This is a genomic window from Erwinia sp. STN24 (assembly GCF_041320675.1).
In the GTDB taxonomy this organism is placed as follows: Bacteria; Pseudomonadota; Gammaproteobacteria; order Enterobacterales; family Enterobacteriaceae; genus Erwinia; species Erwinia aeris.
Genome location: NZ_JBGGPM010000001.1, coordinates 1,348,173 through 1,374,442, shown reverse-complemented (window position 1 = coordinate 1,374,442; position 26,270 = coordinate 1,348,173). Strand labels below are relative to the sequence as shown.

Annotated in this window: 16 protein-coding genes and 2 tRNA genes; 11 read left to right on the top strand and 7 right to left on the bottom strand. The window is 55.9% G+C overall.

Features of this window, described 5'->3' with window-relative positions; genetic code table 11:
* Positions 1–106: 106 nt before the first annotated feature.
* Positions 107–3,694 carry a M12 family metallo-peptidase gene (locus ACA373_RS06620; protein ID WP_370734243.1) on the bottom strand — a complete coding sequence of 1,196 codons (3,588 nt, stop codon included), beginning with the start codon at positions 3,692–3,694 and terminating at the stop codon, positions 107–109.
* Between the two features lie 1,087 nt (positions 3,695–4,781).
* On the opposite strand from ACA373_RS06620, the gene ACA373_RS06615 reads away from it, so the two are divergent.
* Positions 4,782–6,332, top strand: a complete 1,551-nt coding sequence (locus ACA373_RS06615) for a methyl-accepting chemotaxis protein (RefSeq protein ID WP_370734242.1) — start codon at positions 4,782–4,784, stop codon at positions 6,330–6,332.
* 259 nt (positions 6,333–6,591) lie between these two features.
* Here ACA373_RS06615 and ACA373_RS06610 read toward each other — a convergent pair.
* Positions 6,592–6,679, bottom strand: a tRNA-Ser gene (locus ACA373_RS06610).
* 247 nt (positions 6,680–6,926) lie between these two features.
* Between ACA373_RS06610 and phoA the strand changes: the two genes are divergently transcribed.
* Positions 6,927–8,330, top strand: a complete 1,404-nt coding sequence (phoA, locus tag ACA373_RS06605; protein ID WP_370734241.1) for an alkaline phosphatase — start codon at positions 6,927–6,929, stop codon at positions 8,328–8,330.
* A 166-nt stretch (positions 8,331–8,496) separates the two neighbouring features.
* Positions 8,497–9,393: an ATP-grasp fold amidoligase family protein gene (locus tag ACA373_RS06600; RefSeq protein WP_301729420.1), complete on the top strand. Its 897-nt coding sequence runs from the start codon at positions 8,497–8,499 to the stop codon at positions 9,391–9,393.
* A 232-nt stretch (positions 9,394–9,625) separates the two neighbouring features.
* Here the strand turns inward: ACA373_RS06600 and ACA373_RS06595 are convergent.
* Positions 9,626–9,713 (bottom strand) — tRNA-Ser (locus ACA373_RS06595).
* 227 nt (positions 9,714–9,940) lie between these two features.
* Between ACA373_RS06595 and ACA373_RS06590 the strand changes: the two genes are divergently transcribed.
* From ACA373_RS06590 to ACA373_RS06575, 4 genes are all read left to right on the top strand, one after another.
* Positions 9,941–11,401, top strand: coding sequence for a peptide MFS transporter (locus tag ACA373_RS06590; RefSeq protein ID WP_301252253.1), 1,461 nt, complete (start codon positions 9,941–9,943; stop codon positions 11,399–11,401).
* A gap of 86 nt (positions 11,402–11,487) precedes the next feature.
* On the top strand, positions 11,488–12,429 hold the full coding sequence (gene ghrA / locus ACA373_RS06585) for a glyoxylate/hydroxypyruvate reductase GhrA (RefSeq protein WP_370734240.1): 942 nt from the start codon (positions 11,488–11,490) through the stop codon (positions 12,427–12,429).
* A 37-nt stretch (positions 12,430–12,466) separates the two neighbouring features.
* Positions 12,467–13,204, top strand: a complete 738-nt coding sequence (locus ACA373_RS06580; RefSeq protein WP_253460576.1) for a phosphatase — start codon at positions 12,467–12,469, stop codon at positions 13,202–13,204.
* A gap of 33 nt (positions 13,205–13,237) precedes the next feature.
* Complete coding sequence (locus tag ACA373_RS06575; protein WP_253460579.1) at positions 13,238–13,792, top strand: molecular chaperone; 555 nt, start codon at positions 13,238–13,240, stop codon at positions 13,790–13,792.
* Between the two features lie 208 nt (positions 13,793–14,000).
* On the opposite strand, the gene ACA373_RS06570 is transcribed toward ACA373_RS06575, so the two are convergent.
* Together ACA373_RS06570 and ACA373_RS06565 are read right to left on the bottom strand one after the other, a co-directional pair.
* Positions 14,001–15,368 carry a CoA transferase gene (locus ACA373_RS06570; RefSeq protein ID WP_370734239.1) on the bottom strand — a complete coding sequence of 456 codons (1,368 nt, stop codon included), beginning with the start codon at positions 15,366–15,368 and terminating at the stop codon, positions 14,001–14,003.
* Positions 15,369–15,413: 45 nt separating this feature from the next.
* Complete coding sequence (locus tag ACA373_RS06565) at positions 15,414–16,301, bottom strand: DMT family transporter (protein WP_370734238.1); 888 nt, start codon at positions 16,299–16,301, stop codon at positions 15,414–15,416.
* A gap of 123 nt (positions 16,302–16,424) precedes the next feature.
* On the opposite strand from ACA373_RS06565, the gene ACA373_RS06560 reads away from it, so the two are divergent.
* Positions 16,425–17,135: a glutamine amidotransferase gene (locus tag ACA373_RS06560; RefSeq protein WP_370734237.1), complete on the top strand. Its 711-nt coding sequence runs from the start codon at positions 16,425–16,427 to the stop codon at positions 17,133–17,135.
* A gap of 153 nt (positions 17,136–17,288) precedes the next feature.
* The gene (locus tag ACA373_RS06555) at positions 17,289–18,809 is read left to right on the top strand and encodes an aldehyde dehydrogenase family protein (RefSeq protein WP_253460591.1); all 1,521 of its coding nucleotides are present in this window, start codon (positions 17,289–17,291) and stop codon (positions 18,807–18,809) included.
* 68 nt (positions 18,810–18,877) lie between these two features.
* Here ACA373_RS06555 and ACA373_RS06550 read toward each other — a convergent pair whose 3' ends face one another.
* Positions 18,878–21,052 (bottom strand): putative bifunctional diguanylate cyclase/phosphodiesterase, encoded by a 2,175-nt coding sequence (locus ACA373_RS06550; RefSeq protein WP_370734236.1) that lies wholly within the window; start codon positions 21,050–21,052, stop codon positions 18,878–18,880.
* Between the two features lie 1,209 nt (positions 21,053–22,261).
* On the opposite strand from ACA373_RS06550, the gene ACA373_RS06545 reads away from it, so the two are divergent.
* Complete coding sequence (locus tag ACA373_RS06545) at positions 22,262–23,791, top strand: lipopolysaccharide biosynthesis protein (RefSeq protein WP_253460597.1); 1,530 nt, start codon at positions 22,262–22,264, stop codon at positions 23,789–23,791.
* Positions 23,788–24,786: a glycosyltransferase gene (locus ACA373_RS06540; RefSeq protein ID WP_253460600.1), complete on the top strand. Its 999-nt coding sequence runs from the start codon at positions 23,788–23,790 to the stop codon at positions 24,784–24,786. The genes ACA373_RS06545 and ACA373_RS06540 overlap by 4 nt, the downstream gene beginning before the upstream one ends.
* A gap of 3 nt (positions 24,787–24,789) precedes the next feature.
* On the opposite strand, the gene ACA373_RS06535 is transcribed toward ACA373_RS06540, so the two are convergent.
* Positions 24,790–26,139 (bottom strand): sodium:proton antiporter, encoded by a 1,350-nt coding sequence (locus ACA373_RS06535; RefSeq protein ID WP_253460603.1) that lies wholly within the window; start codon positions 26,137–26,139, stop codon positions 24,790–24,792.
* Positions 26,140–26,270: the final 131 nt, after the last annotated feature.

Below are 26,270 nucleotides of genomic sequence, written 5' to 3'. Positions count from 1 at the left end.
AGTTAATTAACCGCTCATTTTGATAATAAAAAACCGGCCTCCTGCGAGGCCGGTTTTTCCCTTTTCAGAGGGATGTCCCGGGCGAAAAACGCCTGAGTATCATGCCTTATTCCACCTTATCCCAGGCTTGCTGCCAGTGCAGGCCCGTGCCCGGCGCATAGGCCCAGGCCGCGCCCGCACACCAGCCGGTGTAAGGTGCCGATTTACAGGCATAGATGCCGCCCGCTGCGCTTACCCGTTCGCCTGCTTTATAGGCTGTGCCTTCCACATAGGCCGGATAGACTGGCGGTGCTGGCGGTGCTGGCGGTGCCGGCGGCGGCGTAACGGAAATAATTTCCAGAGCATGAGTGCTGATGGCTGAACGCGTTCCGTCCGCGCTGGCTGCTTCCAGGTCGACCAGGTAATGACCGCCTGCATAATTTTGCGCCGCGATTGTAAACTCGCGCGCCGTGCTCTGCGCCAGCGTTTTGCCGTTCTGCTTCAGGCTCCACTGCCGGTGGCTGGCGGTAAAGTTGCTCTGGCTCGTCAACGTGATGCTTTCACCTTGTTTAACGCTGGCCGCACCCTGGATCTGCGCGTGCGGGGCGCTCACGGTTACGGTGACGGTTTTTCTGTCCACAACGCCGCCCGTACCGGTAGCCAGAAGCTCATAGGTCACTTTTCCTGAGGCATTACGAGGGAAAGCGGCCCTGACTATCTTCTGCTGGTGCACTTCTCTCACGATCGGGCCTGACGCCACTTCCTGCAGGCCGGAAGGGCCGTCGCTGGTTACCCGCCAGATAAAGCCTTTACCGGTGCTGCTGCTGCCGTCCAGCTGGTGAATAGTGGCGGTCGTAGAGCGGGACACAAGGCTGAAGTCTTCAGGCACCACGGCTACCGGTACAACGGCAGGCTCGGGAGCAACGATTTCTAAAGCATGGGTGCTGGTTGCCGTACGCAGGCCGTCTGCGCTGGTGGCTTCAAGCACCACCTGATAGTGACCGGCGGCATGGTTATTTGTTGCCAGCACAAACTCGCGCGCATTGCTCTGCGCCACGGTTTCTTCACCCTGCTTCAGGCTCCACTGCCAGTGCGTGGCGGTAAAGTTGTCCTGGCCTGTCAGCGTTACGCTGTCGCCATGCTTAACGCTGGCCGGGCCCTGGATCTGCGCGTGCGGCGCAGTCACGGTGACGGTCACGGTTTTTTTATCCACCGAGCCGTCTGAACCGGTTGCCGTCAGCTCATAGGTGACGATGCCTGAGGTGTTGCGGGGAAAAGCGGCGCGGGCCACGGCACCCTGTACTTCTTTTACGATCGGCCCTGACGCCACTTCCTGCAAACCGGCAGCGCCGTCGCTGGTCACCCGCCAGACAAAACTTTTCCCGGTACTTCCGCTGCCGTCCAGTATATGGATGGTGGCGGTAGTAGAACGAGATACGAAGCTGAAGTCTTCAGGCACCACGGCTACCGGCACAACAGCAGGCTCGGGAGCGATAATCTCTAAAGCATGGGTGCTGGTTGCCGTACGCAGGCCGTCTGCGCTGGTGGCTTCAAGCACCACCTGATAGTGACCGGCGGCATGGTTATTTGTCGCAAGGACAAACTCGCGCGCATTGCTTTCCGCCACGGTTTTTTCACCCTGCTTCAGGCTCCACTGCCAGTGTGTGGCGGTAAAGTTGTCCTGGCCTGTCAGCGTTACGCTGTCGCCATGCTTAACGCTGGCCGGGCCCTGGATCTGCGCGTGCGGCGCAGTTACGGTGACGGTCACGGTTTTTTTATCCACCGAGCCGTCTGAACCGGTTGCCGTCAGCTCATAGGTGACTATGCCTGAGGTATTGCGAGGAAAAGCGGCGCGGGCCACGGCACCCTGTACTTCTCTTACGATCGGGCCTGACGCCACTTCCTGCAGGCCGGCAGGGCCGTCGCTGGTTACCCGCCAGACAAAACTTTTACCTGTGCTCCTGCTGCCGTCCAGCTGGTGGATGGCGGCGGTGGTGGAACGGGAGATAAGGCTGAAATCGTCAGGTACTACGGCAACCGGCTTCACGACTGGTGTGGTAGAGGTGATCTCTAACACATGGGTGCTTCTGCCGGTATGCATACCGTCTGCGCTGGTCGCTTCCAGCTCGACCTCATATTTCCCAGGCGCATAGCCCCGTGTATTCAGAGTAAACTGGCGCGATGTACTTTGAGCAATCGTCTGGCTGCCGTTTATCAGGCGCCACTGCCAGCGGGTAGCGGTAAAGTTTACCTGGCCGTTCAGGGTAACGGAATCGCCCTGTTTAACGCTGGCCGCACCCTGAATTTGCGCACGTGGAGCGGTAACGGTAACGGTAACAATTTTTTTATCCACCCGGCCGTTGGAGCCATGCACCGTCAGTTCATAAACAGCCTGGCCGGAAGAGTTGGCAGGGAAGGCGGCTCTGACGTTCGCGACGTTGTGGATTTCTCTGACGACAGGACCAGAAGGGACTTCCTGCAAGCCCATGGGGCCGTCGCTTAATACTTTCCAGACGTGGCCGTAACCGTCACTGGATCTGCCGTCCAGCTCGCGGATTAACGTAGTATTGCTACGCGAAAGGATGCTGAAATTACCCGGCACCACGGCTTTCGGCGTTACGTTGCTGTAAAACCTTGAGATCATTCCACGCCGTTCATTGAGCCGACGAGCGTTGTCCTCATACTGTGCAGTTCCGGTAGGCGTATTGCGGAAGAGAACGCGCGGGTTGGAAAACATATTGACCTGGCTACAGTTAGGGGAGCAGTTGTAGGCCATGATGGTGCGCCATCTGTCCATCCCTGTGCCCAGACGCCGGTAGCCATGTTGATAGCAAGGGGAACCATAAGGGTTACCGCCATTCTGGGCTCTGTCGTGTTGCAGCCCGATATTGTGACCCATTTCATGGGCAAACGTATTGGTTTCGGTGAAGGCAAGATAGTTGACTACGGCATGAGCGCTTTCTCTGGTCGCATTGACCCAGGCTATGCCGTTGAGATCTCTACGAACTGCCAACAGAACTACCAGATCGGCCTCGTGCTGTTGTCTGAAGGCAAGGATAGCGTTGCGCAATTCGCCATTCATATCTCGCAGCATTTGGCTCTGGGTACTTTTCTCGTTGTAATCAGGATTCAGTACGCCAGCGTTAACAAAAGTGATGCGAACGTTACTGTTTAAGGCACCCTGATTTACTTTTTCAAAAGCAAGTTTGGCCAGCGCATCAAAATCTAATGAAGAGAAAGCCGCACGGGACTGATTGGTGGTCACCAGACCCACCCGGATAACCACCTGTTGCGAAGGGGCCGGATCCTCATAATTTCCCGGTGCCGGGCAGTTAACCCTGGTTTCCGGGGCGCTGAAGACCTCGTCATGCTTTTCTTTTTCAGCGACTTTATTTGCATCCACTTTAATAATAACCAGTGAATTTTTTTCCTGAGCCAGCGGCAGGATCTGAAAGGTGTCACCTTTGAACGTTAGCGAACCATAGATTTTGCCCTGTTTGATAATCAGGATCGCCGTATTTTCCGGATCGGGATTGCCGTTGGATAACCGATTGGTAATAGGGGCGGCAATTTCACCTGTCCAGGTGAGGCTGCCGTCTTCGTCTTTCTTTTCAGACCAGCGTTGAAAAGTGACGTGCCCGCCATCCGGCAGCGTCAGGCTGACGCTGTCAATATCCTGCGGGGGGATATTGTCCGTACTCTTAAGCAGCGCCATTTTTTCCGTAATGGGGGAGGCGGATAAATTACGTAAATAACGGTTGTGCGATACAATCGATTTTTCGTTGGTGTTATGTAAGACAGCAAGCTTAAGCACTGCTGCATGCGAGGCGCTGCCGCACATAAATAATATAAGAGTGATGCACCTGACAAGGTGCGATAAAATTCGCTTCATGTTTTCCTGCTATTAGTCAAAGGAGTTATTATTGGCTTTATATACGGATGGTCTTATTTATTAGTCGTTTAGAACCTTTATAAGGTGGTCGTTATTTATTGTCAGCTGAAAATTCCCATGGTACTACGCCAGAATATTTCCGGGTTATCTTATGGTCAGCGGAATTTAAATTTAAACTATTAAGATGACTGTTTTATAGTGTTACAGGTGACGTATTTCTTCAAGGTTAAAAATTGACATGCGGATGGCAGAATTTGCCGGGTAAAAATCGAGTTAATATTTTGTGTCAGGTCTGCTGTTTTTAAAATAAAGATATCGGGCGGAAAACTCCGCCGCGACTTTTATTATATAGCCTGTTGAATTTGGCTTATCGCCAACTGTAAAATTTTATTAACGTACAGGCAGGCTGCTGCTTTGCTGATGACGGCATCGGGTTTTATCCCTGGAGGCAGCTGATCGCAGGCAGCACCACGCTGGTGGAGTGGTGCTGCCTGCGATCGACTGCATGACCATGGCTAAGCGACAGGCTTACTGAAGGGTAAAAGCTAAGGTCGGGATACAGCCTTATCAGCCGGCTCCTTTTTGTTTTATATCCTTATGCTTGATGTTTTTTTCAAAATTCCTGCAAATACCTTAGCGTGGCTCAAGCTTTTCACCTTGCACCGGAAACGGTTTTTTTATGAATTAAATCGCTATCATCATAATTAAAAAGGATTTTTTACTTTCTTTTTTTCTGTTTTTAACGGCCTTCTTGTTTTTTAACTGTTTTATTAATCACTTATATGAATGTCTGCGTATTCAACAGCAAAAAATAAGCAGATTTACTAAAGCTTACGAAAGGCAGGCCGATAAAGCACGGGTATAACAGAAACGATGTTTGCACCTTTAATCTTCTGAGAGCGTGGAAAAGATGTTTAAAAACTTTTCGGTCAGTACGAAATTTATAGCGGCTTTTGGCGTCGTGGCGGCCTTATTACTGCTGCTGTGCGGCACTTTTTACGTTAACTTTTCGCGCATTGTAAACTCCAATAACTGGAACGTGCATACCTGGCGTGTCATCGATGAAAGCCGATCGCTGACCCAAAGCCTGGTGAATATGGAAACCGGGCTGCGCGGCTATGCAGTAAACGGTAAAGAAGAGATGCTGGCGCCGTGGCAGGAAGGTCAGAAAGCCTTTTCTCAGCACGTGCAGAAGGCGCGCTCTTTGACGTCGGATAATGAAAGACAGCAGGATAGGCTGAGCAAACTGACCGCGCAGGAACAGGCGTGGGAAGCCTCTTTTGTTACGCCGCTGATAAAAAATCGCCAGGCGCTGAACACCGGCGCACTCTCTTATGAAACGTTTCTGGCGGCTTTTAATGCCAACACGGGCAAAGCGCAGATGGACGGAATGCGGAAGATCATCGATGAACTTGCTGCCGAAGAGAAGGGCTTACTGGCGGAAAGGCAACTCACCGTTGATGCCACCGAAGCGCAAACCAAGCTGACCCTGATCGTTGGCGCGCTTGCCGGGCTGGCTATCGCCTCTCTGCTGGGCTATCTGCTGTCGCGTGCGATTACCGTCCCTCTGCGCCAGGCTGTCAAAGCGGCGCGCTCTATCGCGGATGGCGATTTAACCTCGGTACTGATCCCGCAGTCAAAAGATGAAACCGGCGTGCTGATTGCTACTTTTGCAGAGATGCAGGAGCAGCTAAGAAAAGTCGTTTCGGAGATCCAGAACGCCGCCGCTTCTATCGATAGCGCCGCAAAAGAGGTTTCTCTGGGCAATACCGATCTGTCCAGCCGAACTGAACAGCAGGCCGCGTCGCTTGAAGAAACGTCAGCCAGTATGGAACAGCTGACCGCCACGGTGCGCCAGAACTCTTCTAACGCACAACATGCCAGCAGCCTTGCTTCTGACGCGTCACGCGTGGCGGAGCATGGTGGCGCAGTGGTAGGAAAAGTCGTGTCCACCATGTCCGCTATTCATGACAGCTCGAACAGCGTGGCTGAAATCATCAGCACGATAGAAAGCATCGCGTTCCAGACGAACATTCTGGCGCTTAATGCCGCGGTGGAAGCTGCTCGCGCTGGTGAACAGGGCCGGGGCTTTGCCGTCGTGGCTTCGGAAGTCAGGGCGCTGGCTCAGCGAAGCGCGGTAGCCGCTAAAGAAATTAAAACACTGATCGAAACATCAAGCCTGCGTATTACAGAAGGTAGCCAGCTGGTGGCCAATGCCGGAAAAACTATGGATGACATCGTTGCTTCCATCGGCAATGTTTCCGGCATTATGTCGGAGATTTTTTCAGCGTCGGGCGAGCAGGTCAACGGTATTGAGCACGTAAGCATTGCGGTCAGCCAGATGGACGAAGTGACCCAGCAGAACGCCGCGCTGGTGCAGGAAGCCGCCGCTGCGGCCGCTTCGCTGGAAGATCAGGCTGCGCAGCTGACTCGTGCTATTGCCGTATTTAAAGTTGCCTGATGCCATATGGCCAGGCGGTAAAAAAGAGATTGGCCATAAAAAAAGCCTGAACGTGAGTTCAGGCTTTTTCTTTGAATATGGCGGTGAGGAAGGGATTGACTCGCTTTGCTCGCCCTGCGGGCAGTTCGGCCGCGGGACGTCCGAACTGTCCAACCGGCTGAAGCCGGTTGTCGAACCCGGTCAAGGGTTCTCACCCTTCCTCGTGGGGAATATGCATAAAAAAAAGCCTGAACGTGAGTTCAGGCTCTTTCTTTAAATATGGCGGTGAGGAAGGGATTCGAACCCTTGATACGTTGCCGTATACACACTTTCCAGGCGTGCTCCTTCAGCCACTCGGACACCTCACCATATTGTAAACTTCATCCCCCTCTCGGGCGACGGGGCGCTACTATAGGGAGTCCGGGCCGAACGGTCAAGGGAATTTTCTCTTTTTATTCTGGCAGGTTAAGCGGTAAGCAGGCCGCGCTCGCTGTCGATTGAGAAACGCACAGGTGTAGTCATCAAGTTGCCATGCGGCCGACACAAAAGCGTCACGATTGTGTCGCAAACTAAACGCCTGAAATTTTTAGAAACGTTTTCTCATGGAGCCGTCTGATGAAAAAAAGCCTGTTTACGCTTTCCTTTACCGCCACGCTGTTATCCATCACGCTTTGCGCCCAGGCCGCCGATTATCAGCGTGCCGCACAGGGAGATATTACACAGCCCGGCGGCGCTCGCCGTTTAAGCGAGGATCAGACCGAAGCGCTGAAAGCTTCACTGAGCAGTAAAACAGCTAAAAACGTTATCCTGCTGATCGGTGACGGTATGGGCGACTCCGAAATTACCGCCGCGCGTAACTATGCTGAAGGCGCAGGTGGCTTTTTCAAAGGCATCGATGCGCTGCCGCTGACCGGTCAGTATACGCATTACTCGCTGGACAAAAAAACGCATAAGCCCGATTACGTTACGGATTCCGCCGCTTCGGCAATGGCGTGGAGCACCGGCGTAAAATCTTATAACGGGGCGATCGGCGTGGATGTGAACGGTAAAGATCATCAGACGATTATGGAAAGGGCAAAGGCAGCAGGTAAAGCGACCGGCAACGTCTCTACCGCAGAGCTGGAAGACGCTACGCCCGCCGCGCAGATGGCGCATGTGACCTCCCGTAAATGCTATGGCCCGGAGAAAACCAGCGAGCTGTGCGCAGGCAACGCGCTGGAAAAGGGCGGCAAAGGATCTATTGCCGAACAATTGTTGAACGCCCGTGTTGACGTCACTTTCGGCGGCGGCGGCAAAACCTTTGCCGAAAGCGCTAAGGCAGGCGAGTGGCAGGGCAAGACGCTGAGCGAGCAGGCGAAGCTGCGCGGCTACCAGCTGATTGATAACCTTGACGGCATGAACGCTATTACCGAAGCCACGCAGGATAAACCCGTGCTGGGCCTGTTCGCGGATGGCAATATGCCGGTGCGCTGGAAAGGGCCGAAAGCGACCCTGCACGGTAATCTGGAAGGCAACCCCATCAGCTGCGAGGTAAACAGCGATCGTCCTGCTTCCACGCCAACGCTGGCGCAGATGACCGATAAGGCTATCCAGCTGCTGAGCAAAAATCAGAACGGTTTCTTCTTACAGGTGGAAGGCGCGTCGATCGATAAGCAGGATCATGCAGCAAACCCCTGCGGCCAGATTGGCGAAACGGTAGATTTGGATGAGGCAGTACAGAAAGCGCTGGAGTTTGCCCGTAAAGACGGCAACACGCTGGTTATTGTCACGGCGGACCATGCGCATTCCAGCCAGATTATCCCTAATGACAGTAAGGCTCCCGGCCTGACGCAAAAGCTGGCAACTAAAGAGGGCGGCCTGATGACTATCAGCTACGGTAACTCGGAAGAGGACTCGCAGGAGCATACCGGCACGCAGCTGCGCATCGCCGCTTATGGGCCACACGCCGCTAACGTGGTCGGGCTGACCGATCAGACCGATCTGTTTTATACCATGAAGGCCGCGATGGAAATTAAGTAGTCTTTATAAAAACTGATTGATTATATAAAAGCACTGTTGCTGAAAGGTAACGGTGCTTTTTTATTTGCCTTGTTTACTTAGGGTTTATTTCTTCCTGGCGCAATAATGCCCAGTCTGGCTCCGTTATTCCTGTATCAGGACAGGTTGTTAATAAGGGGCCGGGGAAGTGTATTTATTTAAGAAGATTGAGCATCAGGGTAAAATTTTTCGTCACTTGTTACAGAAAGAAGAAAAATATTTGCTAACGACCTACCGCAAAAGACACTGTGGAGCAGATGTTTTCCGCAATCCTGAGTCGTTGAATGAAAAAATTATCCACCGTATGCTCTACACCAGCAACGATCTTTATACCCAACTGGCTGATAAATACCTGGCCCGTGACTACGTTGCAAAGAAAATCGGCGAAAACTATTTGATCCCATTGCTGGGCGTGTGGCGGCGCACGGCGGATATTGACTATGCTGCATTACCCGATAAATTTGTACTCAAATGCAACCATGATAGCGGCAGCTGCCAGATGGTGTTTGCCAAAGATGCGGCAGCAATAGCGCGCTATAATAAAAAGCTCGATTTTTTTCTTAATCGTAACTTTTACTATGTCTCGCTGGAATGGCAATACAAAAACATCCCACCCTTTATCCTGGCCGAGCAGTATATAGATATTTTTGCGAACGCCAATCCGGATATTACGCCGGAACTTTACCGCGTTCACTGCTTTCATCAAAAAGCGAAATTTACAGAGGCGGATTTTACGGATGCCGCCGGAAATAAGCTCACCAATATTTATGATGAAGGCTGGCGCCTGCAGCCTTTTACTATGGGGCAGAGCAATAATCCGCGCGACATTCCCCGGCCCGCTGGCTATGCCAGGCTGCTTGAACTGGCGGAAACGCTCGCAGAGGGTATTGATTACTGCCGGGTGGATTTCTTTATGCATAAAGAAAATATCTGGTTTAGTGAAATGACCTTTACGCCAGAGAGAGGCAAGATAAAGTTTTCGCCAAGAATATGGGATTACCGGCTTGGCGAGCTGTGGCAACTGCCGTCAGACATCAATAAATAAGTTGGGCATAAAAAAAAGCCTGAACGTGAGTTCAGGCTCTTTCTTTAAATAAGGCGGTGAGGAAGGGATTGACTCGCTTTGCTCGCCCTGCGGGCAGTTCGGCCGCGGGACGTCCGAACTGTCCAACCGGCTGAAGCCGGTTGTCGAACCCGGTCAAGGGTTCTCACCCTTCCTCGTGGGGAACATGCATAAAAAAAAGCCTGAACGTGAGTTCAGGCTCTTTCTTTAAATATGGCGGTGAGGAAGGGATTCGAACCCTTGATACGTTGCCGTATACACACTTTCCAGGCGTGCTCCTTCAGCCACTCGGACACCTCACCATATTGTTACGCAAGCTTGCTGCGTGGCCGGTAATGTAGGGAAAAGTCGTGCGCGGGTCAACACCCTTTCTGCACTTTTCCGCTCGTTTACTCATTTTTGCAGCAGGCTGCTGCTAAATTCGGCAAAAGAACCCTTTACTTAAGTAAAACGCAACGGTATCAGCGCAATTGGCCGAACAATGTGCATAATGATTCGCTTTATCAGGCTAAAAAATCACGAGGCCACAGTGACTATCCAGACTAAAAACGGTGGAGCGACAGGGCAGGAAGGTACGCGCGCGCTTTTCTTTATCCAGATTTTCGCCACCCTTGGCTTTGCCGTGCTCTATTCCACCCTGGTGCTTTATGCCACCAAACGACTCGGCTTCAGCGAGGCGCAGGCCAACGCCATGATGGGCGTGTTCGGCGCTTTCAACTACGGGCTGCATCTGTTTGGCGGCTACCTCGGCGGACGCTACCTCAGCAACCGTAACCTGTTTGTGCTGGGTATGGTGTTGCAGGTCATTGGTTGTTGGATCCTCTCCGGGCAAAGCGCGGACGGGCTGTACTGGGGGCTGGCGATGTTTCTGACCGGCAGCGGCCTGAACGTAACCTGTATCAATATGATGCTGACCCAGCGTTTTACGCCGGAAGACAGCCGTCGCGAAAGCGCCTTCCTGTGGAACTATGCCGGGATGAACCTGGGCTTCTTTATCGGCTTCACTGGCGCGGGCTATTTCCAGCTACAGGAGCATTACCAGGCGCTGTTCCTGTTCGCCACGCTGGGCAACGCCGTCGCCATCGTTATTTCTCTGCTGCGCTGGAAAACGCTGGCGGATATCGATACGCCGCTGCTGCACGTCAACAAATCGCAGCTGCGGCTGCGGATGCTGGCGGGCCTGCTGATCCTGGTGGTGCTGGTGCCGATTATCCGCCTGATGCTGACCCATGCTGATTTTACCGGCACTTTTGTCCTGATCCTTGGCGCGGTTGTTTTCCTGTTGCTTGCCGCCACTACGCTGCGACATCGCCCACGGGAAGAACAGCGCCGAATGGCCGCCTACTTGATCCTGGCATTGGGCGCGCTGGTGTTCTGGACGCTTTACCAGCTGGCGCCGATGGGGCTGATGCTGTTTACCGAACACAATATTATGCTGAACGTTTGGGGCATCCGGGTTGCGCCGCAGTGGGTGCAAAACATCAATACGCTGGTGATTGTTTTCGGCGGGCCGCTGTTGGCAATGGGCTTTCGTAACATGCGCGAGCGTGGCTGGCGCATCGATATTCCTTTGCAGTTCGCTTCTTCGCTGTTCTGTATCGGGCTGGGGATGCTGGTCTTGCCCGTGGGTATTATGCTGGCCGGCGGCGACGGCATGGTGGCGTTCAAATGGATCGCGATCAGCTACATTCTGCAAAGCCTGGCCGAGCTGCTGATTTCGCCGGTTGGCTACGCGATGATCGGCAGACTGGCGCCGCTACGTTATCAGGGCGTGATGATGGGCTGCTGGATGATGGTAACAGGCGTCGCGTCGGTGCTGGCCGGTCACGTTTCCGGCATGATGCCGGAGAACAGCGGCAGTTCGCCTGCGCTGACCAACCCTGGCTACAGCCATATCTTTATGCTGCTGGGCTGCGGCAGCGTCGCCACAGGTCTGATCCTGCTGCTGTTGATGCCGCTGCTGCGCAGGCTTATCCAGACGACACGCTAGCCAGGGGGGCCATAACGGCCCCCTTATTTTTTGCTTGCCACGGGCTGCATTTTCCCCGAGCCTGAAGGAAAAACAGGAGAAGCCGCGTGGATATCATTTTTTATCATCCTTCCTTTAATGCAAAAAAATGGCAGGCCGGATTAGAGCAGCGTTTGCCGCAGGCCCGCGTGCGTGAATGGACACCGGGCGATCGGGCTCCTGCAGATTACGCGCTGGTGCGCCAGCCGCCGGTAGCGATGCTGCAGGGCCGTACGGATTTAAAAGGCGTTTTTGCGCTGGGCGCGGGCGTGGATGATATTCTCAACCAGCTGCGCGAACATCCGCAGATGCTGGCGGCTGGCGTGCCGCTGTTTCGTCTGGAGGATACCGGCATGGGGCGCCAGATGCAGGAATATGCGGTCTGGCACGTGCTGGGCTGGTTCCGCCGCTTTAACGACTATCAGCAGCAGAAAAGCCAGGCGCTGTGGCAGCCGCTGCGCAACCCTGGCCGGGACGCCTTTACCATCGGCATTCTGGGCGCGGGCGTGTTGGGGCGCAGCGTGGCGGAAAGCCTGCGCTACTGGGGTTTTCCGGTGCGCTGCTGGAGCCGTACGCCGAAAACGCTGCCGGGCGTCACCAGTTTCCACGGCGAAGCGCAGCTGAGCGAGTTTCTTTCCGGCACCCGCGTGGTGATTAACCTGTTGCCGAACACGCCGCAAACCGTCGGCATTCTGAACCGTGGTTTACTGAGTCAGCTTCAGCCGGAGGCTTATCTGATTAATCTGGCGCGCGGCGCGCATCTGGTGGAAGAAGATCTGCTGGCGGCGCTGGCGGCGGGCGAAATCAAGGCGGCGGCGCTGGATGTCTTCGCGCAGGAGCCGCTGGCGCAGGATCATCCTTTCTGGACGCATCCGGCTATCGCCATCACGCCGCATAATGCGGCTGTCACCTTGCCGGAGGAAGCTATGGACTACATTGCTGACGCCATCCGCCAGCGTGAAGCGGGTGATATGCCCGCCGGTCAGGTCGATCTGGCGCGAGGCTACTAACTCGTCCGGGCCGAGTGCCCGTCAACAAGGAGAAATTATGTACCCTGTCGATCTTCATATGCACACCGTTGCCAGCACCCATGCCTATAGCACGCTGCGTGACTACGTCCAGCAGGCGCAAACCTGCGGCGTCAAACTGCTGGCGATCACCGATCACGGCCCCGATATGGCCGATGCGCCGCACCACTGGCATTTTATCAATATGCGAGTCTGGCCGCGCGTGGTGGACGGCATTGGCATCCTGCGCGGTATTGAAGCCAATATTAAAAACCTGGCGGGCGATATCGACTGCACCGGGCCGATGATGGAGGCCATGGATATCGTGGTGGCAGGCTTTCACGAGCCGGTTTTCGCACCGCGCGACAAGGCGACCAATACCGAAGCGATGATCGCCGCCATGGCCAGCGGCAACGTGCATATCATCAGCCATCCGGGCAACCCGAAGTACCCTGTTGATATTCCTGCTATTGCCGAGGCCGCCGCAAAATATGAGGTGGCGCTGGAGCTGAACAACTCCTCTTTTACCCACTCGCGCAAGGGTAGCGAGCCTAACTGTCGTGCTATTGCAGCCGCAGTACGCGATGCCGGCGGCTGGATTGCCTGCGGCTCGGATTCCCATACTGCCTTTACGCTGGGCAATTTTGAGCATTGTCTGCGGATCATGAAGGAAGTGGATTTTCCTGAAGAACGCGTATTAAATGTCACGCCGCGCCGCCTGCTGGATTTTTTACAGCGCAGAACCGGCACGACCATTACAGAATTTGCTGACCTGTGACGTTGTCACGCTTAACGCTATGGACCCATCCCGATGAATGAATTTTCGATTATCTGCCGCATCCTTGGCTCGCTCTATAACCGCCAGCCGCAGGATCCGCTGCTGGTGCCGCTGTTTACGCTGTTGCGCGAGGGCAAGCTGCAGCAGCAGTGGCCGCTGGAGCAGGACGAGTTGCTGACGCGTTTGCAGCAGAACAGCGATCCGCAGGCGCTGGCCGCTGACTATAACGCGCTGTTTGTCGGCAGCGACTGCAAGGTGTCGCCGGAGGGTTCAAAGTGGGAAAACGGCCCGCAGGAGAGCGAAGTGCGGGCGTTTTTGCAGAGCCGTGGCATGCCGCTTGGCGAAGGCCCGGCCGATCGGTTTGGCTCGCTGCTGCTGGCCGCTTCCTGGCTGGAGGATCAGTCGCAGGAGGATGAGGTACAGGCGCAAATTACGCTGTTCGACGACTATCTGCTGCCGTGGTGCGGTCAGTTCCTGGGCAAGGTGGAAGCCTGGGCCGATACGCCGTTTTACCGTACGCTGGCCGCGCTAAGTCGCGAAGCGATTCAGGCGATGCGCGACGAGCTGGCGGAAGAAGACGAAGCGTAAAGCTGCGGACAATCCGGCTGACCTGGTTTCTGCCGGTAGTCACTGAGTAAAGCCAGTACCGCGCCCGGCGATACTGGCTTTACTTTATCAGTTAACAGGTGCGCAAAGCGGGCCGATCGTCTTGCTGTACTTTGTCAGTTAACAGGTGCGCGAAACGGCCCGGTCATCTGGCTTTACTTTATTAGCTAACAGGCGCGTAGCCAGCGGGTTAATCCCGCCACGCTGCGCGCGCAGAACCCAACGGCGAGGCGGAAGCAGACCAAACCAGCGGCGTGCCGGGCAGCTCCACCGGCGGTTTAAGGCGCAGGCCGATCCCCCAGGCGTTTATCTCCGTTTCGACATTGTTATCATGCGGTTGTGCGCTAACCAGCCTTTTGGGCTGCATCGCCTCGGGATAAGGATTATCGGTCAGCAGGCAGGCAGTGCGGGCCAGCGACAGCCTGGCGCTGAAGCCCGTGCCGTTTTGCAGCCTGAGCCGCATACCTTCCAGTGCGGCGGCGGCCATCAGATAGCCGGTAGCATGGTCGAGCGCCTGTACCGGCAGAGGCACCGGTTTCTCGCTGTGCTGCCACTGACGGCCGGTTTCCGCTATGCCGCAGCCCATCTGCACCAGGCTGTCAAAACCGCGCCGGTTGCGCCACGGCCCCGTCCAGCCCCAGGCGTTCAGGCTGACGTCGATCAGGCCAGGAGAAAGCTTTTGTCGTGCCTCCGTATCATACCCCAGCGCGCTCAGCGCATCGGCACGATAGCCGTGGATCAGAATATCCGCCTGGCCCAGCAGCTGTGCAAAAATCTGCCTGCCTGCCGCCGACTTTAAATCGAGGCGCGCGCAGCGTTTGCCCAGCGTGACTTCCTCCTCCAGCGTCGGCTCCTGCCAGCCCGGCGGATCGAGCCGCAGCACGTCGGCGCCCAGCCCGGCCAGAAAGCGCGTGGCGACCGGCCCGGCGATAATTCGGGTCAGATCCAGCACCCTGACGCCTTGCAGCGGCCGCAGCCCTGGCAGCGCCCAGCCCGGCGCGGCGGCCTGCGGCTGTACGCTTTGCGCTATCAGCGGCTCGTGCCGTACGCTTTGCCCCTGTGGGTGCTGCCGCCAGGCTTCCACGCTGCGCATCTCTGCCGCACAGCCGCCCGCGTCAATCACCGCCTGTTCAAGCGCGGTTTTGTCCCAGCGGCTGACGGCCTGCGCCAAATCGGCGCGGCTGGCGTGCGTGCCCAGCACGTTTTCCATCGCCGCCCGGTGATGCGGCGCGTTGGTGTGCAGGCGGATCCAGCCGTTTGCGGCGGCGTAGTCTCCGGCAAAGGCATCCCACAGCGAGGGCGCAGAGCGGTTTACGGGCTGAAAGCTGTGTTGAAACCAGCGGGACGCCAGGCGCATATCGACGCGCTGACGGGCGGGATTGCCGGTCAGGGCTGCGGCCGCCTGCATCGCCAGCGCCATGCTGGTGGCCGCCAGCTCGGTGACCGGAAAGGCGGAAGGGAGACGCTGCTCGCCGATAAAATGGACATCGGGCGCGTCGTCATTGCGTAATGCCTGCCAGAGCTGTTGCCAGCATTGTGCGGTTAACCGGGTCGTCATTGCTTCCTCCTTTAATTTAACCATAGCAATGAAGATCGGCGGTCGCTAGCGCAGCCGCTTCAGCTTTGGCAGGCGGGCGTGCATCCTCAGGTTGCGCAGGTTGATCACCGCAATCGCCGTGCCGGCCACCACCAGCAGCGAGCCGAAAACCTTAAAGATATTCATGCTGTCGCCCAGCACCAGCACGCCCATAATCACCGACAGCACCGGTGTCAGCAGGGAATAGGGCATAATCAGATTGACGTTATAGGTGCGCAGCAGGCCATACCACAGCGAATAGGCGACGATGGAAGAGCAGATTGCGCTGTACAAAATCGCGAACCAGCCTCGCCATGAAGCGTTAACCAGGCTGGTCAGCTGACCGCTTTCCATAAAGAAGGACGAGAGGCCCACGATGGGGATCGCCAGAAAAGAGAGCCAGCCGGTCATGGTAAGCGGCTTGATCGACGGGGATTTCTTCACGATAAGGTTGCTGACGGCCCAGCCCACCGCGCTGCAAAGCAGCAGGCACAGCACCCACCATGTTGGAATGGTCGGGCTGCCCGCCAGTACCACCACGCCGCTCAGCGAAATGGCGATGCCCAACATCTGTACCAGCGACAGTTTTTCCTGCAAAAAAATCATCGCCAGGATCATCGCGAAAGGCGTACCCAGCTGCACCACGATGGCGCCTGTGCCCGCGTCGGTATATTTCAGGCTGAGAAACAGCAGCGAGAAGTGCATAAAGCCAAAGGTAAAGGCCAGCGGCACCAGATAGCGCAGCTGTTCACGCGTAACGCGGGTAAAAGGAACCAGGATCAGCGCCACCACCACAAAGCGCATCAGCGTCAGAAACAGCGGCGGCACCTCGCCAAGCCCCCATTTTACCGCAATGTTATTGAAAGCCCAGGTGGTGACCACCAGCAAAATCAGGAAAAAATGACGTACAGCCACAACGCAATCCTTTAGTGTGTTTAATCATTAGCCTATGATGGCACGAATCGCCATGATGTTAAGCGTGAAGGCCCTTTTTTCTTGTAAGATTCCGAATCAGCCGCATAAGGAGATTGCCAGACAATGAACGCGCTTCCTTTCGCTATTATCCAGTTTGAAACGCCGCCTGCGGGCGTTATGGCCCGGGTGGGCGAGCAGCAGCACTGGTTTATCGCCGCTGCGGGTTTACAGCCGGATGCCTGGCTGATCGTGCGTCCCGATCTGGGCGAAGCGCTGCCCGATCCCGCTTTGCTGTCGGGGGCCATTCTCTCCGGCTCCTGGGCGATGGTCACCGATCATGCGGAGTGGAGCGAGCGTACGGCCGCCTGGATACGCAGCGCTATGGATCATCAGCTGCCGCTGCTGGGCGTCTGCTATGGTCATCAGCTCATGGCTTATGCGCTGGGCGGCAAGGTGGGCGATAATCCGCGTGGCTGGGAAGGGGGCGTGCAGCAGATCACCCGTCACGAAGAGGGCGCTGAAGATGCATTGCTGGGCGCGCTGCCGGGGCAGTTTTCCGCGTGGCTTTCTCATCGTCAGTCGGTGCTGCGACCGCCGACCGGTGCGCGGGTGCTGGCCTCTTCCGTGATGGATCCGTGTCAGATCGTTCGCTACAGCCCACAGGCGCTCTCGGTGCAGTTCCATCCCGAGTTTACGGCGGCGATTATGGCGGCCTGTCAGCAAAACAGCTCAAGGCGCGAAGCCGCTGGCGAAGCGCTCCCCGAACCCAGCTGGCCGCTGCGGCTTTTGCAGAATTTTTGTCAGCAGCCGCGCGCGATAGCGCGCCTCGCCTGACGCAACGGGGCGGCTCTGCCGTCCTCTTTCCTCGCTTTAGCGCTTTCCTTTCGGCGCGGTCACACTTTCCGCCCGGCCCGGCTGTCAATTTCTCCTGTTCTGTTAATGTTAATTTCAAGTTGTTTAATTGTTAATTATCGCGGAGAGACGATCATGCGCTACGCATATCCGGGCAGTCAGGATTCCTTAATCGTGCTGAAATCGCACTACGGCAATTTTATCAACGGCGAGTTTGTTGCGCCGGTAAACGGTAATTACTTTACCAATACGTCACCGGTTAACGGCTCGACCATCGGCGAGTTCCCTCGTTCAGATAAGGTGGATGTTGAAAACGCCATCGATGCGGCGCACGCGGCGGCAGAAGCCTGGGGCAAAACTTCCGTCCAGTCGCGTTCGCTGACGCTGCTGAAAATCGCCGATCGGCTGGAAGAGAAGCTGGAATATCTGGCCGTCAACGAAAGCTGGGACAATGGCAAACCGGTACGCGAGACGCTGGCGGCGGATCTGCCGCTGGCGGTCGATCATTTTCGCTATTTCGCGGGCTGCCTGCGCGCGCAGGAAGGCACGGCGGCGGAAATCGACGAGTTTACCGCCGCCTACCATTTTCACGAACCGCTGGGCGTAGTCGGCCAGATTATCCCGTGGAACTTTCCACTGCTGATGGCGGCCTGGAAGCTGGCACCGGCGCTCGGCGCGGGCAACTGTGTGGTGCTGAAACCGGCGGAGCAGACGCCGCTGTCAATCACGCTGTTTGTCGAGCTGATCGCCGACCTGCTGCCGAAAGGCGTGCTGAACGTAGTGCATGGCTTTGGTCGTGAAGCGGGCGAGGCGCTGGCGGGCAATCCGCGCATCGCCAAAATCGCCTTTACCGGCTCTACCGCTACCGGCGGCCATATCCTGGAGCTGGCGGCGAAAAACCTTATTCCTTCAACGGTTGAGCTGGGCGGCAAGTCACCGAACATCTTCTTTGAGGACATCATGCAGGCCGAGCCTTCTTTTATAGAGAAAGCGGCGGAAGGCGTGGTGCTGGGCTTTCTGAATCAGGGCGAGGTATGCACCTGTCCTTCGCGCGCGCTGGTGCAGGAATCCATTTATGCGCCCTTTATGGAAGCGGTATTAAAAAGAATTAAAACCATCAGGCGCGGCGATCCTATGGATACCGACACCATGATCGGCGCGCAGGCTTCGCAGCAGCAGTTTGATAAAATTCTCTCTTATCTGGACATTGCGCGGCAGGAAGGCGCAGAGGTGCTGACCGGCGGCGGCGTGGAGAAGCTGGACGACGATCTGGCCGGCGGCTATTACATTCAGCCCACGCTGCTCAAGGGCAACAACAGTATGCGCGTGTTCCAGGAGGAGATTTTCGGGCCTGTTGTAGGCATCACGACCTTTAAAGATGAGGCGGAAGCTATCGCCATTGCCAACGACTCGATCTATGGGCTGGGCGCGGGCGTCTGGACGCGCGATATCAACCGCGCTTATCGGGTTGGCAGGGCGATTAGGGCAGGGCGCGTCTGGACCAACTGCTATCATCTGTATCCGGCACACGCGGCGTTTGGCGGCTACAAAAAGTCCGGCATCGGGCGGGAAACGCATAAAATGATGCTCGATCACTATCAGCAAACCAAAAACCTGCTGGTCAGCTACAGCACCGAACCGCTGGGTTTCTTTTAACATCCTGCGCCGCGCGTCGTTAATGAACGGGCGCGGCGTCAATAAGAAGGTGACGTTGTCACGCTGCGTTAGCTGGCTTTATCGGGAGCCAGCAGCGCAGCAATTTCCTGTTCCGATACGGCCTGCGAAAAAAGGTAGCCCTGTAGCTCATTACAACCCGCCTCCGCCAGCGCCGCCATCTGGCTGTTGGTTTCCACGCCTTCTGCGGTTACGGTCAGCCCCATTGCCTGGCCCAGTCTTACCACCGATTCGATGATGGCGGTTGAGTTCTCCGTCACGCCCAGCGACTGGGTAAAGGAGCGGTCGATTTTGATTTTATCCACCGAGAAATGACTCAGGTAATTCAGACTGGAGTAGCCCGTGCCGAAATCATCCAGCGCGATACGGAAACCCGCTTCACGCAGCGCGCGCATAATCTCCTGCGCGCCTTTCTCATCCTCAATCAGCACGCCTTCGGTAATTTCCAGCTCAATACGGGAAGGCAGCGTTTTTTCCTGCTGGACGATGGCTTTAAACCGCTCCACAAAGCCCGCTGAACGAAACTGTAAAGGGGAGACATTAATGGCCATGGAGATATCGGGCCACGCCAGCGACACGCGGCAGGCTTCACGCAGCACCCATTCGCCAATCTGGATAATCAGGCCCATTTCCTCCGCCAGCGGAATAAATTCGCCGGGCGAAATCACGCCGCGCTGCGGATGATGCCAGCGCATCAGCGCTTCCAGACCCACGACTTGCTGCCCGGAAATATCCATCAGCGGCTGATAGTAAACGGCCAGATCGCGCTTGTTTTGCAGCGCGGCGCGTAAATCAGCCGCAATCAGCTGGCGCGTTTTGACCTGTTCATCCATCGAGTTATCAAACACGCGATACTGACCGCGCCCCTGGCTTTTGGCCTCGTACAGCGCGATATCCGCTTTACGCATCATTTCCAGCCGATCGCTCGCATCCTGAGGCGCCATCGCCACGCCAATACTGACGCCTATCCAGGTTTCACTGCCCAGCAGCGTAAAAGGCCGCGCCAGCGAGGCAATGATCCGCTCGCACAGCTTCTGAATATCGCTGAACGCGGTGATCCCTTCCACGATAACCACAAATTCGTCGCCGCCAAGCCGGCCTACGGTATCGGCTTCTCTGACCTCCTGACTAAGGCGATGCCCCACGTCGATAATCAGCTCGTCTCCCGCATGGTGCCCATAGGTGTCATTAACCTGTTTAAAACGGTCGAGATCCAGCAGCAGCAGCGCGACATGTTCAGGACTGCGGTTCAGCTTGCCCAGCGCCTGCGTCAGCCGTTCCTCAACCAGCGCGCGATTAGGCAGGCCGGTCAGCACGTCGTGGAAAGCCAGATGCTGCGCCTGCGCCTCGCTGGCGCTCAGCTGAAGCAGCGACTGTGAGAGCTTGAGCGAGGACAGCCACAGGCGGCGGATCATCACTCCGCAGATCAGCGTGATAATCAGCACCATTGCCAGCCCGACCGGGCCGATAACCTGAAACATTTGCGTGCCGGGCGCGGCCGGGCGCCAGCTGATATAGCCCAGCGCGTCGCCGAGGTGATTTTTTAATAAATAGTTAGCGCCCGTTTTCATCGGCTTGCCGTCGGCGTAGTGCAGATCGTGCAGCAGGCTGCGTTGAGAGAGGGAATTGAGATAGCTGGCGTCCAGATATTTTACGCTCACCAGCCGAAAACGCCCGCTGCCGCCGTAGCCGTCGTCAATAATGCTGATGGCGAGCGCAGCGGGCCGTTTATCGATCAGGGTAAAGTCGATCGCTTCGGCGTGTCCGCCGCTGGCAAAAGGGGTTTTAAGCCGGGCCGATAGCTCATTGATCGGCTGACGCAGATGTTCGAACTGCGCCACAGGGACGTTTTTATCCCACTCCCAGCGATACACCGGACGATCTTCCTCATCAAGAATATAGATAAGCTGGTGGCCGAACATGGTCGACAGCCAGGTGCCGACGTTCTGGTTCAGCCAGGGCGTATCCTGTAGCGCGCGATCCAGACGACGGCCAAGCGGCTGCCACAGCGCCAGGCTGCGATTCTGTTTGATCATTTCCGTCAGGCTTTGCGTCAGCGAAGTCTCGATAATCTGCTGCTGCTGGTGAGCGGCGTCGCGATTGGTTTTCGCGGTGGCCCACCAGACCGTAAACGTTGCCGCAGTAAAAATAATTAATAACACCAGCACCAAAGGTATAAGCACTTCGCGGATAAAATGGCTGCGAAAACTCTCTGATATTTTCATGTTTTTTATCAACCCACTCTCAGGACGGCAACACTCCCTCTACTTTGAGGCTAGCATAAATCCCGGCCGCGGTTGGCTGAGGTGGCAGAGGCGGAATTATGCGTCAGAAGATTGAATGTGATCTCTGTCACGTTAGTCGTGGCAGCCTGCCTATCTGTGGCAGAAACAGCGGAAAAAGAGACGGCCGGCCGCGCGCTTTATGCGCCCCATCACGGTTGCGCCAGGCCAGCTCCTGGCAGGGATAAAACCGTTATTTTGATAAAATCACAGTAAAAACAGCAGGTTGAAAATTTCCGCATGGCGGGCAAACACCCTCGGGAACGGCAGGGAAAAGCACGGATACGGCGCTTAAACTAAAAGAGTAGTGATTTTTATTATCGCTATCCTACAACAAGCTGATTCACATTTTTATTTTCTTATTCAGGTCATTTTTATTTTATGCGGGTAAAATAGTAAAGAAGATGATATTTATTTTTATCTTTAATCGTATTGGTGTGTTTTTTTATCACGGTCGTCCAGGTTTTTTTAAACTAATTAATAAAACGAGGCATAAAAAATAACGATTGAGTTAGCATCGGTTTTTCTGTGCCTTAAAGCGCTCAGCATTCATTGGTCCGAATTGAAAATAAGCCGGTGGAAGCGTGAGCTGAAAACGGGTTAACTGTCCGCGCTTATGACAGGTCGGGATCCCCATCAGGGCCGATTGGGGGGATTTTTCGCCAGAGGCTGAATTTGCGCGCGCTGCCGGTTGGCTTCAGGCTTCACTCCGCGCAGCTTTTCGCTATCCATAAGCCGCCTTTTTCTGTTGCCGGACGAGGCCGCCGCGTCGGGCAGCCGGCAAGGGCCAGAAGAAACTAAAAGCCTGTCTCAGCATCAGGGCCACCCGCTAAACCTTGTCGGCCATGACTTTCGCCATGCTCACGACATCGCTCCAGATAAAAATGGCCCGGCAGAATGTAAAAAGCGGATAATGATTGTTCAGCCTTTTTTATCTCAGATTTACTATTTTTTTAATAGCCTGTATTGGACGTTAAAGATACAAGCTTGCCGCATTCTTTTATAACAACCTGTTGCCGGGCGGTACTATTCAGGCGTGGCTTCGGGCACCGCGCATCGCGCTTTTAAGACTATTTCCCGGATGTAGTTCGGGCAGCGATTTGTTAGTCTGCGTTATTGATAAATGATAAACCGAGCACGATAGAAGAGATTATGTCGATTAAGCGTAATGCGGTTGCGAATTATGTCGGTCAGATTTATATCACGCTTGCCGGGATACTGGTCGTACCCTTATATATTCATCAACTGGGCATGGAGATTTACGGCCTTATCGGCTTTTTCTCGATCCTGTTGACCTGGCTACAGCTGCTGGACGTGGGGATTTCCACCACGCTGTTGCGTGAGGCGGCCCGCTATCGCGCCGATCGGGAGCAAAACCCGTGGTTTCCCTCGCTGTTCGCTACGCTGGGTAAGTTCTTTCTGATCTCTTCCGCCGTGCTGGTGGTGATGGGCTGGTTCGCCTCGCCTTATGTCGCCTCGCACTGGCTGCATGCGAAAACTATCCCGCATCAGGATTTGGTGATTGCCGTCGGCATCATGGTGCTGACCGCCGCTATCCGCTGGCGTATCGGGCCTTATCGCAGCGTAATTGTCGGCTATGAACATCAGGTCTGGCTGAACGCGCTGAACCTGGTGGTGATTACGCTGCGCACCTTTGGCGCGGTGTTCGTTATTCGTTTCGCGTCGAACCCGGTCATCTTCTTCTTCTGCTGGCAGCTGTTGATTTCACTGGGCGAGGCCTTCTTCTGCATTCGCAAATCCTACCAGCTGGTGCCTAAAAGCGATCGCAACACCAGGGTGGATAACCTGAAAGGCGTGCTGAAGCCTTTCCTGCGCTTTGCCGTCGGCGCGGCTTTTTCCAGCGCCATCTGGACGTTTATTTCGCAGATTGACCGTCTGGTGCTGTCCAAAACGCTGCCGCTGGCGACCTACGGTTCCTTTACCGTGGTGGCGACGGCGGCAACCGGCATCGTGATGCTCAGCAGCCCGATTATGCAGGCGATTGTGCCGCGCATGACGGGGATGCGTACCAAGAGCGAGAACGGCGAGCAGGAAACGCTGAAGCTGTATCGCTGGACAACCCAGGCGGTAAGCATCTTTATGGCGCCGCTCAGCCTGACCATCGCTTTCTATCCAACCCAGCTGATTTGGGCCTGGACGCAGAACGCGCAGATTGGCGAGCAGATGTCGCTGGTAATGACGCTGTATGCGCTGGGCAGCGGCGTGCAGGCGATTGTCGGCCTGCTTTATAATTTGCAGTATGTGAACGGCAACCTGTCGCTGCATATGAAAGGCTTTACGCTGTTTGCCATTATCCTGATCCCGCTGAATATTTTTGCGGCCATCCACTATGGCGCGCTGGGTACCGGCATCGTGTGGGTTGCGCAAAACATTTTCTACCTGCTGGTCTGGTCATGGATTGTGCACAGGAAGTTTGCGCCGACGATCCATATGCAGTGGCTGACCCGCGACGTGCTGCTGATCTGGGCCGTTTCCGCCTGCGTGACCTTCCTTACGCTGTCGATCCCTTTCGAGTGGAACGATAACCGCTGGCTGAACCTGCTCTACCTGGGGCTGATCGGTTTTGTGAACCTGGTTATCTGCTGCCTGCTGCACAGTAAAGTAGGCGACTACCTTAAAAATGTAACTTTCCGTCGGCTGAACCTGCGAGGTGAAAGATGAGTAACCAGGACGATCTGGCGCAGCCTACGCTGTCCGTGATTATGCCCGTCTATAATGGCCGGGCCGATCTGAGCGAGGCTGTTGATTCGCTGCTGCAACAAACGGTAGTACCGCAGCAGATTATTATTATCGACGATGGCTCGACCGACGGTACCGATCGGCTGATTGAAGAGTATTGCCAGCGCGATCCGCGTATTCAGCTGGTGCGTAACGCGCACGGCGGCGTCAGCGCCGCCAGGAATAAAGGGCTGGAGCTGGCCACCGGCGACTTCATCTACTTTATGGATGCCGACGATCTCACCGGCCCGACGCTGTTTGCCGACTTCCTGCGTGAAAAGCGCGCCTGTCCGGAGCTGGAGATGTTCTGCTTCGCCGCCAAAATGTTTATGGACGTGCCGGTGGCAGAGCGCAAGCCTGAGATCACGCACGCCCGTAACCTGAAAGGGGTGTACAGCGGCGGCACGGCCTTTATTGAGCAGCTGAACGGCAGCGGCTCCGCGCATCGCGTGCTCTGGTCCAGCATTATCTCTCGCGAGCTGATTGTCCGGACCAAAAGCCGCTTTCTGCCGATCCAGAATCACGAAGACGCGCCTTTTATGTTTACCCTCTATTTGCAGGCAAAACAGGTTTTCGTGACGCCAGAAGCCTACTACTTTAAGCGCTATACCACGACGTCGCTTTCCGTCCGTACGCGCGATTTTTCCTGGGTGAAGAACTACTTTATCGCTCGTGAAGGTACCGAAGAGGCTATCCGCGCCGCCAACGTGCCGGTGGAACGTTCGCTGGTGGATGATTACTATTTTCCGGTGATGAGCGGCTGCCTGAAAATGTTGCGCGAGCATGATATGACCGTGCCGAAGGAGTACCAGCCCAGGGTAAACGCGCTGGTACGCCAACTGACGCGAAACAATATCAAACTGATGGTTATCTGGTATCTGAACCCGCTTTACAGCAGCCTGGTCTACTGTAAGAAAAAACTCTCCAGCGCGTTATAACGCTTATTCGTCCTGCTCTTTGGCGGCGGCTATTTTGGCCTGCCGCCAGTTGAGCAGCGGCGTGACCGAAATCCCATGCACGATGACGCTGGCAACGATTAACGTAAAGGCGATATTCGCCATGCGCGTCATCTCTTCGCCCGCCACGCCGTGCGTATAGGCCCAGGCAATATAGTTGATACTGCCAATCCCCCTGATCCCCAGCCAGCCGATAATCATCTTCTGCTGCCACGGCACTTTAATGCCTGTCGTGCCGAGCCATACTGCCGCAGGGCGGATAAATACAAACAGCACCAGCGCCATCAGCAGCCCGTCCGGATCCCAGTGATGCGCCAGCGTCACGCCCAGCACGATAATAATGCCGGCCGCAAACAGGCGTTCCACGGTATCCCCGAACGACAGCGCATCGCCGACGACCAGGCCTACCGAGCGCGCCGGATCCGGATCAAGAGACTCATGACGGATATGCGGATTGACCAGCACCTCCGCCGGTGGACGATGGTCGCTGTCGTCAAACGCATCGGCAGGCTGGCGGCGGATAACGTTGACTTCCGCCCGACGCAGACCCACGCCAGCGGCAAAAGCGGCCAGGAAGCCGGAGGCGTCCAGCGCCTGAGCCGCCGCATAGCTCAGCGCAATCAGCGCCAGCGCCAGGAAATCATTCGGGGCGACATCTTTATGCGCGTAGCGCAGATGCGTGACGTACTGGCCGACAAAGCGACCAAACACAAAGCCGATGCCCAGCCCGCCGGTGATCCCCCAGAGCACGTCTTTTAACGCCCAGTGGCGGAAAAGATCCAGCGTCATTTCCTGCTGCGTGGTCAGCAGCGTCACCGCCAGCATCAGCAGCGGCAGGGCGGTGCCGTCGTTCATCCCGGCCTCGCTGGAGAGCGACACGCGCAGGTTGTCGTCATCGCGGGCGTCGTTGACGGAAATCAGGCTGGCCAGCACGGGATCGGTCGGCGCGACGATGGCGCTAAAGGCGATGGCAAACGGCCACGAAAGCCCGACCAGATAGTGTGCCGCCAGCGACATACCCAGCACGGTCAGCAGCATGCCGGGGAAAGCCAGCCGCATCCCCAGCCGCCAGCCCTGATGCCGGAACGGCAGCCTGAGTTTCAGGCCGGTGATAAACAGCGAGGCCGCCATTGCGATCTCGGTAAGGTGAGCGGTCAGTTCGGCATGAGCGGCAATATCGATATGCAGCAGATCCAGCACCCAGGGGCCACAAATTACACCGGCGATCAGGTAGAGAGAAAACGTGGTGATCGGGCCGCGATTGATCCAGCCTGATGCCAGCGACATCAGTAATAAAAGCCCGCCCGTTGCGGCTGTCCAGCCAAGAAAATCCATCGATACGCCTCCATAGTCGTCAGGGGTGATATGGACGCTGACTTATCATGCAAAGCGCCACAGAAAAAAATACAACAAAAACAAGCTTATATATTATAAATTTAAGGTTTCCCTTTTCCCGGTGACAGCAA

Excerpts from the sequence above, each read along its gene's own strand:
- ACA373_RS06620 (WP_370734243.1), bottom strand. The coding sequence starts at position 3,694 with ATGGCGCTGCTTAAGAGTACGGACAATATCCCCCCGCAGGATATTGAC.
- ACA373_RS06615 (WP_370734242.1), top strand. The coding sequence starts at position 4,782 with ATGTTTAAAAACTTTTCGGTCAGTACGAAATTTATAGCGGCTTTTGGC.
- phoA (WP_370734241.1), top strand. The coding sequence starts at position 6,927 with ATGAAAAAAAGCCTGTTTACGCTTTCCTTTACCGCCACGCTGTTATCC.
- ACA373_RS06580 (WP_253460576.1), top strand. The coding sequence starts at position 12,467 with ATGTACCCTGTCGATCTTCATATGCACACCGTTGCCAGCACCCATGCC.
- ACA373_RS06575 (WP_253460579.1), top strand. The coding sequence starts at position 13,238 with ATGAATGAATTTTCGATTATCTGCCGCATCCTTGGCTCGCTCTATAAC.
- ACA373_RS06570 (WP_370734239.1), bottom strand. The coding sequence starts at position 15,368 with ATGACGACCCGGTTAACCGCACAATGCTGGCAACAGCTCTGGCAGGCA.
- ACA373_RS06560 (WP_370734237.1), top strand. The coding sequence starts at position 16,425 with ATGAACGCGCTTCCTTTCGCTATTATCCAGTTTGAAACGCCGCCTGCG.
- ACA373_RS06555 (WP_253460591.1), top strand. The coding sequence starts at position 17,289 with ATGCGCTACGCATATCCGGGCAGTCAGGATTCCTTAATCGTGCTGAAA.
- ACA373_RS06550 (WP_370734236.1), bottom strand. The coding sequence starts at position 21,052 with ATGAAAATATCAGAGAGTTTTCGCAGCCATTTTATCCGCGAAGTGCTT.
- ACA373_RS06545 (WP_253460597.1), top strand. The coding sequence starts at position 22,262 with ATGTCGATTAAGCGTAATGCGGTTGCGAATTATGTCGGTCAGATTTAT.
- ACA373_RS06540 (WP_253460600.1), top strand. The coding sequence starts at position 23,788 with ATGAGTAACCAGGACGATCTGGCGCAGCCTACGCTGTCCGTGATTATG.
- ACA373_RS06535 (WP_253460603.1), bottom strand. The coding sequence starts at position 26,139 with ATGGATTTTCTTGGCTGGACAGCCGCAACGGGCGGGCTTTTATTACTG.